Raw genomic sequence first — 11,290 nt, 5'->3', positions numbered from 1 at the left:
TCCCGGCACCCTGGGGCCGGACCCTAGGCGGCGTCCCTGGGGTGGCGGCCGCGCAGCGCCTCGGCGAGCAGCCGCCGCGACGAGATGCCCAGCTTGGCGTAGATGTTGGACAGGTGGTACTCGACAGTCTTCTGGCTGACGTAGAGCTCGGCGGCGGCCTGCTGGTTGGTGCGCCCGCTCGCGATGACGTACGCCACCGACTTCTCCCGCTCGGTCAGCGCCGCCACCGGCGATCGGCCGGCGTCGTCGCCTTCCACGCTCAGCCCGCCGGCGGTCAGGTCCTGCTCGCAGCGCTGCACGAACGGCACGGCCCGCAGCACCGCGAACCGGCGGTGCGCCGCCAGGAGCAGGCTCGCCGCCTCGCGCCGCGACGCCGCTCCGGTGGCCAGCAGCACCCGGCCGCACGCCTGCTCCAGCATGGCCCGGTAGAGCGGGGCGGTGTCGGCGTCCGCCTCCACGGCGAGCGCCCGCCGGTAGATGTCGACGGCCTCATCCGGGCGGCCGCGTGCTTCGGCGAGCTGCCCGGCCAGCCGCGCGACCACGTCCCGCAGGTAGCCGGTGCCGTCGTGGGCTTCGCGCAGGTCGCCGAGCACCGTCGCGGCGTCGTCGAGACGCCCGATCCCGGTCAGCGCCTCCACCAGCAGCGACTGCTGGTGCAGCCCGAACGGCGTGAACCGTGGCCGTCGCTCGTCGGCGTCGAGCAACGGCAGCAGCGCACGGCGCATCCCGGCGTGATCGGCGCGGGCCTGCGCCACCATCGCCGCGGCCAGCGACGAGTAGACGATCTCCGGCGGCGCGCCGAGGGTCCGCACCAGCCGGGACAGGTCGTCGAGCCGCTGACCGGCACGATCCCATTCGCCGCGGCCCGCCTCGACGCAGACTGCCGCGAACCGGGCCGCCGAGTCGAAGACGAGCTGGTCGTGGGCGACCGCGACGGCCTGCGCCCGGTCCGCGGCGGCCTCGCTCTCGTCCCACTCGCCGGCCAGGTAGTGCACGACCGACTGCAGCGCCAGGGTGGCGGCGGCGAGCTTGGACGCGGCGCCCTGCTGGTCACGCCACGCGACCGTCCACAGATCACCACGGGCCTGGGCGAGCTCTCCCAGGAACAGCCGCATGACACCCCGGGTCGCCAGGCTGTCCAGGTTGTCGTCGCGGACATCGGTGCTCGCGGCCGGCAGGTGGGTGAGGTCACCGAGCGCGGCACGCGGGCCCCGGTGCCACATCCGGCCGGTGGCCAGCAGCGCCCGGGTCAGATCGGTGGTGGCCGGATCAAGATCACCGACATTCAGGGTACGACGGGCGATCTCGGTCGTCTCCGCGCCACGACCGGTCCAGATCATGATCTGGGCGAGGAACATGCCGGCCAGCCCGGCGATCCAGCCGGCACCGGGCACCGTGGCGGCGTCCTGCCAGGCCCGGGTCAGGCTCTGCTCGGCGGTCGGGATCCGCCCGGCCATCAGATCCATGATCCCCAGGACGCCGTCGCGCAACGGGCCGGGCGCGCAGTCCTCGATCTGCTGCCGCAGCGGGCTCACCCGCTCGGGCCGCATGGTCAGCAGCGCCTGCGCGCACGAGGTCAGCAGCCGCCGTTCCCGGTCCTCGCGGTTCGCCGACAGCGACGCGGCCCAGCCCAGCCGGGTCGCCGCCACCGCACTGCGCCCGTCCGCGGCCTCCGCCAGCCCGGACTGCTCCAGCTCGGCGGCGAGGACCTCGTCGGTGCTGGTGGCCGCCGCGACCCGGTGCCCCCAGGACGCGGCCGTGCCGACCAGGTCCGCGGCGCCGGCGTGCAGGGCGCGCCGCCGATCCGGTGCGAGCCCGTCATAGATCGCGTCGCGGTGCAGCGCGTGCACCAGCGCGACCGGGCTCTGCGGCTCGGACGGCCACCACTGGGCGAGCCCGGCGGCCAGCGCGGGCCCGAGCGCGCCGGCCGGGTCGGGCAGACCGGCGAGCCGGCCGATCGTCGACAGCGGCGTGCGGCCGTCCAGGACGGCGAGCGCCTCGAGCAGCTCCCGCGAGTCACCGGGCAGGCCGGCCAGCTGCGCCTCGATGCCGGCGATCAGGGTGCGCGGCACCGGCCATCGCTCCACCGAACCGTCGCGCAGCACCTGCGCCGGGACCTCGGCGAGCACCGTCCGGACGTGCAGCGGGTTGCCCCGGGTCCACGCGTGCAGCCGCTCGGTGACGCCGGGGGCCGGGGTGCCGTCGGCCAGCGCGTGCGCCAGCTGCGCGACCTCGCCGCCGTCGAGCCCGCCCAGGCTGATCTTCGTGGTGCGGTCCGTCGACCGCAGCAGCCGGTCCAGCGTCTCCGCGGGCGCACCGGTCTGCGGCCGGGTCACCAGCACGGTCAGCACCCGGTCGGCCCAGAGCCGGCGCAGCACGAACCCGAGCGCCTGCACCGACTGCCGGTCCGCCCACTGCAGATCGTCCACGATCACCGCGACCGGGCGGCCGGCCTGCTGCGCCGTGCCGAGCATCAGCAGCAGACCGCCACCGGCGACGTGCGGCGCGACCCCGGCGGCCGGACCCGCCTCACCGGTGTGCCGGGCCAGCTGGTCGAGCACGCCGTACGGCACATCGCTCTCCGACGCGTCGGCGATCGCCGGCAGCACCGTGAAGTCGGTCAGCGCCGAAGTGAGCCCGCGGACCAGGGCGCTCTTGCCGATCCCGGCCTCGCCCTCGACCACCGCCAGCCAGGAGTCGCCGGCCCGGACCTTGCCGGCGCAGGCCCGCAGCTGCTCGGACTCGCGCACGCGGCCGACGAACAGCTCGCCGTCACCCATTCTTGTTCCCCCCGTGTCCTGAACGACCGTAGGAACCCCCGATGCCGGGCGCAAGGCCGCCGCGACGACTGTGGGGTTTCCCTGATTCGCCGCACCCGTCCGCGCTGATGTCCTGCTCGCATGACGACACCGATTCCGATCGTTTTCATCCACGGCCTCTGGCTGCACGCCACCTCCTGGAACCCCTGGATCGAGCTGTTCACCGCGGAGGGCTACGCGCCGGTGGCACCCGGCTGGCCGGGTGACCCGGACACCGTGGCCGAGGCCCGGGAGAATCCGGAGAGCATCGCCGACCACGGCATCGACGACGTGGTCGAGCACTTCGCGTCAATCATCCGCGGCCTGGACTCCGCGCCGATCCTGATCGGCCACTCGTTCGGCGGCATGATCGCGCAGAAGCTGCTCGGGCAGGACCTGGCCCGGGCCGCCGTCGCGATCGACGCCGCGCAGATCAAGGGCGTGCTGCCGCTGCCGCTGTCGGCGCTGCGGGCCACCCTGCCGGTGTTCAAGAACCCGGCGAACAAGCATCGCGCGGTGTCGCTGACCGCCAAGCAGTTCCAGTTCGCGTTCGGCAACGCCATCCCGGAGCAGGAGTCGGACGCGCTGTTCGAGCAGTGGACGATCCCCGCGCCCGGCAAGCCGCTGTTCGAGGCGGCAGCAGCGAACTTCGACCCGCACTCCCCCGCCGCGGTCGACACCGGCAACGCGTCGCGCGGCCCGCTGCTGCTGATGAGCGGCGGCAAGGACCACACGGTCCCCGAGACGATCGTACGGGCGACGCTCAAGCAGTACCGGCACTCGGAAGCGGTCACCGACATCACCGACTTCCCGGGCAAGGGCCATTCGCTGACCATCGACAGCGGCTGGCGTGAGGTCGCTGACGAGGCGCTGTCCTGGTTGCGGCGACAGGGTTTCTGAGCCTCGTACCGACGTACCGAGAAAGGGTCTTGAAATGGATCTTGGCCTGTCCGGCAAGAGCGTCATCGTCACCGGGGCCGGCCGCGGCATCGGCCTGGCCGTCACCCGCGCGCTGCTGGCCGAGGGCGCGAGCGTGGTGGCCGTCTCCAGGAGCGAATCGGCGCAGCTCAAGGCGCTGGAGGAGGTTGGCCGGCTGCGCACCGTGACGGCCGACCTCACCGATCCGCACGAGCCGCCCGGCATCGTCACCACCGCGCTCGACGAGTTCGGGCGCCTCGACGTGCTGGTCAACAACGTCGGCGGGGTGCGGCCCCGGCTCGGCGGATTCCTGTCCGTCACCGACGACGACTGGATCGCCACCCTGACGATCAACCTTCTCACCGCCGTCCGGATGACCCGGGCCGCACTGCCCGCCCTGGTCGCGGGCGATGCCGGCGCCATCGTCACGGTCAGCTCGGTCAACGCCGCCCTGCCCGACCCGCTGGTGATCGACTACAGCGCCGCGAAGGCCGCGCTCACCAGCTTCTGCAAGTCGCTGTCCAAAGAGGTCGGCCCGGCCGGCATCCGGGTCAACACGGTCAGTCCCGGCCCGGTCGCCACCGACCTGTGGCTCGGCGAGGGCGGGGTGGCGGCCGCCGTCGCGAGTGCCACCGGCGGCAAGGCGGACGCCGTCGCCCAGCAAGCCGCGAGCGAATCCGTTACCGGCCGCTTCACCCGGCCCGAGGAGGTCGCCGACCTGGTGACCTTCCTGGCCGGCGACCGCGCCACCAACATCACCGGCGCCGACTTCACCATCGACGGCGGCCTGATCAGCACCCTGTGAATCCCTCACCTGGAGTATCGATGCACCTTCGCACCCGCCTCTTCCGCGCGCTCGGGCTGACCGTCGCGGCGGTGCTCGCGGTCGCCGGTCTCAACGTCACCCCTGCCTCCGCCGCACTTCCCACCGGATTCGCCGAGCACACGGCTCGCGTCGGCGCGGTCGGCATCCACTACGTGATCGGCGGTCGCGGGCCGACCCTGGTCCTCATCCACGGATATCCGCAGTCCTGGCACGAGTGGCGCGACATCATGCCCGCCCTCGCCGAGCACTACACGGTCATCGCCCCCGACCTGCGCGGCGCCGGTGGCAGCGACGCCCCGGCCACCGGCTACGACAAGAAGACGATGGCCGCAGACCTGCACGGCCTGCTCACTCAGCTCGGCCGTACCAAGAACCTGCGCATCGTCGGGCACGACATCGGCACGATGGTCGCCTACTCCTACGCGGCCGCACACCGCGCCGACGTGACGAAGCTGGTGCTCAGCGAGGCCCCGATCCCCGACCCGAGCATCTACGAATTCCCGGCGCTGACCGCGCAGGGGCCCGGGGTGTGGAACTTCGGCTTCTTCTCCCTCACCAACGGCCTGCCCGAAAGCATCGTGCGGGGTCGCGAGCAGGTGTGGGTCGACGGGTTCATCGACAGCCTCGAAGTCCAGAAGGGCGCCGTCACACCGTCGGACATCGAGGTGTTCGCCGGCAACCTGCGCAAACCCGGCCACCTCGAGGCGAGCTTCGCGTGGTTCCGATCCTTCCCGCAGGACATCAAGGACAACGCCCGGTACGGCCGGACGAAGCTCACCATGCCCGTCCTCGCCATCGGCGCCTCGGGCAGCCTCAAGACCGCGGTCGGCGACCAGGCCCGCAAGTACGCCCGCGACGTCACCACCGTCGTCATCCCCGACTCCGGCCACTGGATCTACGAAGAACACCCGGCCCAGACCACCGACCTTCTCCTGCGCTTCCTGAAAGGCCACAAATGACGTACGGCCCGAACGACCGGTTCTGGTTCCTCGGCGGACAGGCCCGCGTCCTCGTCCCCGGCAAGGCGACCGGCGGCAGCCTGTCGGTCATGGAGTTCACCGACGCGGCCGGGCACGCCCCGCCGCTGCACGTGCACGACAACGAGGAAGAGGTCTGGATCGTCCTGGACGGCAGGATCCGCTTCTTCGTCGGCGGCGAGACGTTCGACCTGGAACCCGGCCAGGTCGCCTACGGCCCGCGCGGGGTCGCGCACAGCTACCTCGTGCGCAGCGAGACCGCCCGGCTGGCGGCGGTGTTCGCCCCGGGCGACGTCGAGGAATGGTTCACGTCGAACGGCTCACCGGTGACCGATGTCGACGCGGTGCCGGCCGCCTTCGACATCGGCGCGATCCTCGCTTCGGCGGACGCCTTCCGCGTCCGGGTCGCGGGGCCGCCGCCCACCGAGTGACCCGACGCCGCCGGGCGCCGGCTCAGGGTCCGAAGTGGGCGTAGGCGGCCCACCGCGTGGGCATCCCCGGATAGCGGCGCCGCAGCTCGCGAACCGCGTCGTGCAGGGCCAGGGCGCTGCGCGACGCGTCGGGCCGGCCGCCGACGCCCTGATAGAACAGGTGGGCGGTCTCGGCAGCAGTCCCGTCGGTGACGCTCCACAGGGTGCCGACGACGTGCTGGAAGCCGGCCGCCTGCAGCGCCGTCCCGAGGTGGATCACCTCCGCGGAGGCGGCCGCGCTGGTGAGGACCGTCTGGCAGGCGGAGAGGTAGGCCAGCCGGCCGTACGGCGCCCGGTCGGCGAGCAGTTCGCGGACGGTCAGCGGGCCGTCGTACAGATGAAGGGCGCTGTCGGCCGGGTGGGTGGCGTAGCTGATCGCGTGGCAGGCCACGTGCAGCCAGCCGGTGTCGCGCAGCGCCGCACGCACCCGGCCGCGGGTGGCATCGGCGTCGAAGACGTGCCGGGCGTGCGGGAGATGTTCCAAGATCCGGTTCACTTCGGCATTGACGCCGGGCAGTGTCTCGCGCATCCCGACCAGCTGGACGCGCGGGGCGCCGGCCGGCTCGCCGCGCCGGGAGGCGGCCAGCAGGCTCCGCACCGTCGGGGTGTAGCTGGAAACCGTCAGATCCAGCATCGACGATCCACCATCGAGGCCGGCGGCGTGCACGGGCAGCGCGCCCAGCTCGCCCGTGGTGATCCACCAGATCCGGGGCGGCGCCTCGCCGAGGTGGGCCAGGACCGGCTCGGCGATCGTCCGCCACAGCCAGGCGAGCACGTCGCGCAGCGGTTGCTGAGCGAACCGGGTGAGGTCCGCGTCAGCCGGGCTGAGCTCGGCGAACGGCACCGATTCGTGGAAACGGGCGACGTGGTCCCGTACCGCTGAAGGGGTGAGATCCGGCAGAGGCACCGCCTCGACCCCGCCGGCGGTGAGAACGAGCGCGGCGCTGCCGAACCGGCTCACGATGATCGTCACGACCGGTCCGCCCGCCGCCGCCGGACGAAGACGCTCCACGGTCACCGGCGCCAGGAAGTCGGCGCAGCCCGGCAGCGCGCGGATCCGATCGACGGTGCGATCCCACTGCTTACCGAGGGCGCGGCGCCGGTCGACATCACTGCTGTCGGCCGCGTCACCGCCGTGGCCGGTTTCGGACACGGCCAGCGCGTCGCCGATGCGGCGCAGATCGTCGAGCAGTGCCGGCGCCTGCCGCGGGTCGGCGGCCAGCACCTCGTCGAACGCGGCGCGGCTGTCGAGGGCCCGGCCGATGAGCAGGCCGCGGCCCTGTTCCAGCACTTCGAGGGCGTGCCCCGGATCACCGCTGCGGACGGCGGCGGCCGCGGCGTCGCAGGCGAGGTCGGACCAGCGGGACATCTCGCGGAGGTGGTCGTCGGGGCTGAGCTGCCTGCCCACGAGTCGAGGCAGCAAGGCGACGGCCTGCCCGAACCCGACGCGCGCGATCTCCCAGCGTCCGGCGCGCCCACCGAACTCGCCGAGCGCCACCGCTGCCCAGAGCCGGAGCTCGGTGGTCACCGCCGGGTCGGGAACGATCTGCCGGACGTGCCGCACGGCGGCGTCGAAGTCGTCCGGACGGTGGCTCGCTTCGTACCGTTCGTAGTGGGACTGTGCCAGGCCGAGCCGGTGAGCGGCCCGGTGCACCGCCTCGTGCTCGGGCAGCTCGCCGAGCAGCGCCGTCTGGTGGGTGATCATGTCGTCGAGCAGGCGCGGCTCGGGCACGGCGATGTGCCGGGCGCTCAGCGTGTCGGTCAGGTCGTCGCGGAACCGCATGCGCTCGGCGCCGGGGATGTCGCTGCGCACCGCCTGCTCGAGCCAGCGGATCTGCTCGTCGATCTCCTCCGCGAGCTCGTGATCGGGGTGCGTGTGCGCCCGACGGGTCGCGGCCAGGACGGTGTACATCCGGCCGAACATCCGTTGCAGCCGCCCCTCCGGGCGGACGAGCCGTTGCGCACCGGCAGGGATGGACGCTCCGAACTCGGTGTTGGTGTTCGGGCTGACGTCCGGGTTGTACCAGCGCAACAACCCGGCGATCGACGCGTCCGCCGAATTGCCATCCAGATCGGCGCGCAGGGTCAAGGCCTGGATCATCATTCGTACGGCGGTGCGCTGCGGACCGGGATCGTCCTCGCCGATCTTCAGCCCTTTGCCGTCCAGCACCTGATGCCCGCGTTCGATCGCCTCGTCGAGGTCCTTGCGCTGCCGGGTGGCCCGGAACCGCTGGAGCAGCAGGTCACCCAGCTGCGCGGTGGCCGTGTCCCGTTCCTCGCCGGGTGCCGAGGCGCGCAGGGCGGCCCGCATCGCCGTCACCCCCGCGTCGAGGTCGTCCTCGGGGTCCGGGCGGTCACGTTCGGCGCGCAGCCGCAGCGCATAGGCGAGCATCCCGGCGAAGTCGGCCTGCGTCGACGGCTGATCAGCGGCCAGGGCCAGGGCCTGCACGGCGTCGTCGAGGTCGTCGGCGGATCCGCCGGACCGATAGCGCTCGACCAGTTCCTTGCCGAGCTCATAGAGCGCGTTGCGGGCCCGGTCGTCGCCGGGCTGCTGGGTGGAAAGCACCTCCCACCAGGCCGACAGCTCCACCTTCGGAGGCACCGGCTCACCCCGCATGCGCAGGACCAGCAGTGTCTCGGCGTGCGCCATCGCCGCCGCGCTCGCGGCCGGGCTGCCGGGCGCGGCCTTGTCGCGGGCCCGGAAGAACGCGGCGGCCAGGTCCTCCAGGCCGAGGTCGCCCTCCTGCAGCGCGAATCGGGTGGTGAGCAGGAACGCCGCCGCCGACAGCGCTGACGCGAACTCCGGGTCGGCGGGTGTCAGCACGTCCAGGGCGCACGCGTGCACGAGAACCGCCTCGCGTGCGGCGGCGACGTCGCCCGGCATTTTCAGGCACCGGGCGAGGCAGGCCTGGGCGAGATTGCCCCAGATCGGGTAGGGCCCCGGCGGCGGCACCACCGCGAGCGCGCGGTGGTAGTAGTCGATGCACAGCTCGATGTCGGTCAGGCCGCCGTCGCCGGTGAGGTCCTGCAGGAAACGGCACTTGAGCACGAACCCGAGCGTCGACCACACGTGCGCGGCGACCTCCGGGTCGAGCCCCGGCACCTCGGCGGCATGGGTGAGCGCTGCGATCATCCGGTCCAGGACGGCCGGCGGGATCGGGGTCTCGCCGTAGTCGTCGAGGATGCGGCCGACCTCGCGTTCCAGGTTCGCCGCCGCGGCGTTGACGTCCGCGTCCCTGTCCTGTGTCCCCGGCACGATCGTGATTGTCGCACCGTTCTGACAGAATCACCGGCGTGGATTTCGCCGGCAACCCGTCGCAGCCCAGCCGTCCCGATCCCGGTTCCGGCTCCGAGCGCGGGGTGGGCGAGCTGCTCCTCGCCGCGCTGACCGGCTCCGCGCTGGCCCCCTTCATCCAGGGGGTGGTCACGAAGGCCGGTGAAGACGTCTACACCAAGATCAAGGACCGTTTGCAGAGCCGCCGCCGGGCAGCCGAGGCAGGCCCGATCGTCCTGGCCGACCCGCTGACCCGCATCGCCGTCGAGCTGCCCGCGACGCTGCCCACGTCGGAGGCGGCCCGGCTGGCGGCGGTGCGCATCCCGGAGTCCGGCAACCGCGACTGGCTGCTCGTGCAATACCAGCCGGGCCGTGCACGGTGGACGATCCGGGTGGTGCCCGAGCCGCCCGCCACAGCGATCCGGCTGGACCCGGACGAGCCGGCCTAGTGCGGGAGCTGGTCAGCGGCGCAGATAGGTGCCTGGGCCGCCCGGTGGCGGTGAGGTCGCGAGGTGGCGCACGATGCCGTAGGCGCCGACCACACGTTGCGCGCCGATGTCAGTACAGCTCGATGAAGGTCGCCTTGCTCAGATCAGCGATGGCACAGATGGTGGCGACTACGCCCATCGTCGCTCCGAGCACCACCCCCACGAACACTTGTTCAGTGCCTACGGCGTAGTCAGCGAGGGCGAGAGCGAACAGGGCAACCGCGAGGACGGCATAGAAGATGCCACGGATGAGGTTCTTGGATCGAACCCGGCGGCGCGCGGGCGGGACCTTTCCACTGATGGTGATCGGCCCGAGATGGGCGTGAACTCGCATGGAGGGCTCCTTGGTCATCTCGTCGCTTGAGCCTGCCCATCGGCGGACAACGCTCGCGGTTTAGTGACCTTCAGAACCGGAGGATGTGCCCGACACGCGGTGAGGTGTGGCCCCGGTAGACGTCGAGCCAGGCATTCCGCAGGTCCTCCGGGCCCTGCCCGACGTGGACCTCCAGCCATCCGCCCACGACGCCGGCGAATCGCCGCCACGCCTCGGCGAAGCGATGATCCAATCCGTCACGGCCCCAGTCCTGACGCCGTTTACGCATCTGCACGGGAGCGAAGAAGACCTCACCCGCCGCGTCCGCGTTCGGGATCTGGGTGGTCAGGCCGACGGCGATATCTCGTACGAGGGAAGCACCGAGCCGATCGCGTAACGCAACACGTGTGGCCGGCGCTCCGGACAGGTCGAGATAGACGGCCGGGACCGTCTCCACGGCGGTGATCTCGTCGTACGACAGGACTTCGTCGTAGCACCCGAGAGAGCGGGTGAATGCCAGGTTGCCGGGTGACGTGAGGCCGATCAGTCGCGGTCCGCGGCCACGCAGTTCGAAAGCGGCCGCATAGGCGGTCTTGCTGGAGGCCGACGAGACGATCACCTGGCGCGCCCCGTAGAAGTCGTTGTCGACGACCTGGTCGGCCAGCATGAAGGACGTGAAGAACAGCGGCCGGTAGAGGACGAGCAGATCCTCCTGATCCTCGCGGTACGCCGCATCGTCAGCGGTCGAACGGTAGGCGTTGTACGGTGACGGCAATGCGGCGCGGTGAGCGCTGCCGTCGCGGAACCCGGACGAGTCGATCCGTTCCGGGCGCACCACCAGATGACCGGCCGGCGGGAGATAGCCGTAGACCCGCACTCCCTCCGCGAGGCCGTCGACCGCCGATGCGACCACGTCGGCGAAACCCCACAGCGGCGGAAGGCCCCACTCCTCGCCGAGCCCGCGCGGCCCGCCCGGGAAGAACTGCCAGTACCGCATGGACTCGCCCAGGACCGCGTAGGTCACGTTGTTGGCGGTGAGCCCGACCCGATCGACACGAAGCAGAGCCTCACCGGATCCGATCTCCGGTATCGCTCCATCGACGACGACGGTGCGACCCAGATCGTCGCGGGCAACGGCGAACGTCCATGAATCAGCCATGGCCTGACGGTAAATCCGCTGACCAGACGCCACAAGTGCACTAGGAGTGCAAAATCCCACTGCCTGC

At 72.0% G+C, this 11,290-nt stretch carries 9 protein-coding genes; 5 read left to right on the top strand and 4 right to left on the bottom strand.

The features are described from left to right. Window positions 1–23 precede the first annotated feature (23 nt). Complete coding sequence (locus EP757_RS22775) at window positions 24–2,780, bottom strand: AAA family ATPase (protein WP_127549134.1); 2,757 nt, start codon at window positions 2,778–2,780, stop codon at window positions 24–26. A gap of 120 nt (window positions 2,781–2,900) precedes the next feature. Here EP757_RS22775 and EP757_RS22770 point away from each other — a divergent pair, with 120 nt between their 5' ends. The 4 genes from EP757_RS22770 to EP757_RS22755 are packed head-to-tail and all read left to right on the top strand — an operon-like array spanning window position 2,901 to window position 5,950. Next, on the top strand, window positions 2,901–3,698 hold the full coding sequence (locus EP757_RS22770; RefSeq protein ID WP_127549132.1) for an alpha/beta hydrolase: 798 nt from the start codon (window positions 2,901–2,903) through the stop codon (window positions 3,696–3,698). 34 nt (window positions 3,699–3,732) lie between these two features. Continuing rightward, a complete protein-coding gene (locus EP757_RS22765) occupies window positions 3,733–4,521 on the top strand; it encodes an SDR family NAD(P)-dependent oxidoreductase (protein WP_127549131.1) in 789 nt (262 codons plus the stop codon). 20 nt (window positions 4,522–4,541) lie between these two features. Beyond that, window positions 4,542–5,501 carry an alpha/beta fold hydrolase gene (locus EP757_RS22760; RefSeq protein WP_127549129.1) on the top strand — a complete coding sequence of 320 codons (960 nt, stop codon included), beginning with the start codon at window positions 4,542–4,544 and terminating at the stop codon, window positions 5,499–5,501. Continuing rightward, a complete protein-coding gene (locus tag EP757_RS22755; RefSeq protein ID WP_127549127.1) occupies window positions 5,498–5,950 on the top strand; it encodes a cupin domain-containing protein in 453 nt (150 codons plus the stop codon). Before EP757_RS22760 ends, EP757_RS22755 begins: the two co-directional genes overlap by 4 nt. Window positions 5,951–5,972: 22 nt before the next feature. On the opposite strand, the gene EP757_RS22750 is transcribed toward EP757_RS22755, so the two are convergent. Further along, entirely contained in the window at window positions 5,973–9,245 is a 3,273-nt protein-coding gene (locus tag EP757_RS22750) for a CHAT domain-containing protein (protein WP_127549125.1), read from the bottom strand. Between the two features lie 38 nt (window positions 9,246–9,283). Between EP757_RS22750 and EP757_RS22745 the strand changes: the two genes are divergently transcribed. Next, entirely contained in the window at window positions 9,284–9,712 is a 429-nt protein-coding gene (locus tag EP757_RS22745) for a hypothetical protein (RefSeq protein ID WP_127549121.1), read from the top strand. Window positions 9,713–9,821: 109 nt separating this feature from the next. On the opposite strand, the gene EP757_RS22740 is transcribed toward EP757_RS22745, so the two are convergent. Both EP757_RS22740 and EP757_RS22735 read right to left on the bottom strand, forming a co-directional pair. Beyond that, the gene (locus EP757_RS22740) at window positions 9,822–10,085 is read right to left on the bottom strand and encodes a hypothetical protein (protein ID WP_127549119.1); all 264 of its coding nucleotides are present in this window, start codon (window positions 10,083–10,085) and stop codon (window positions 9,822–9,824) included. Window positions 10,086–10,155: 70 nt separating this feature from the next. Next, the gene (locus EP757_RS22735; RefSeq protein ID WP_127549117.1) at window positions 10,156–11,223 is read right to left on the bottom strand and encodes a DUF2855 family protein; all 1,068 of its coding nucleotides are present in this window, start codon (window positions 11,221–11,223) and stop codon (window positions 10,156–10,158) included. Window positions 11,224–11,290 lie beyond the last annotated feature (67 nt).

Source organism: Actinoplanes sp. OR16 (assembly GCF_004001265.1).
Taxonomy (GTDB): Bacteria; Actinomycetota; Actinomycetes; order Mycobacteriales; family Micromonosporaceae; genus Actinoplanes.
The sequence above is the reverse complement of the archived record's forward strand: the minus strand, read 5'-3'. Positions and strand labels throughout refer to the sequence as shown.

Bases quoted from the DNA above. Each gene is read 5' to 3' on its own strand.
- EP757_RS22740 (WP_127549119.1), bottom strand. From the start codon at position 10,085: ATGCGAGTTCACGCCCATCTCGGGCCGATCACCATCAGTGGAAAGGTC.
- EP757_RS22765 (WP_127549131.1), top strand. From the start codon at position 3,733: ATGGATCTTGGCCTGTCCGGCAAGAGCGTCATCGTCACCGGGGCCGGC.
- EP757_RS22760 (WP_127549129.1), top strand. From the start codon at position 4,542: ATGCACCTTCGCACCCGCCTCTTCCGCGCGCTCGGGCTGACCGTCGCG.
- EP757_RS22770 (WP_127549132.1), top strand. From the start codon at position 2,901: ATGACGACACCGATTCCGATCGTTTTCATCCACGGCCTCTGGCTGCAC.
- EP757_RS22735 (WP_127549117.1), bottom strand. From the start codon at position 11,223: ATGGCTGATTCATGGACGTTCGCCGTTGCCCGCGACGATCTGGGTCGC.
- EP757_RS22775 (WP_127549134.1), bottom strand. From the start codon at position 2,780: ATGGGTGACGGCGAGCTGTTCGTCGGCCGCGTGCGCGAGTCCGAGCAG.
- EP757_RS22755 (WP_127549127.1), top strand. From the start codon at position 5,498: ATGACGTACGGCCCGAACGACCGGTTCTGGTTCCTCGGCGGACAGGCC.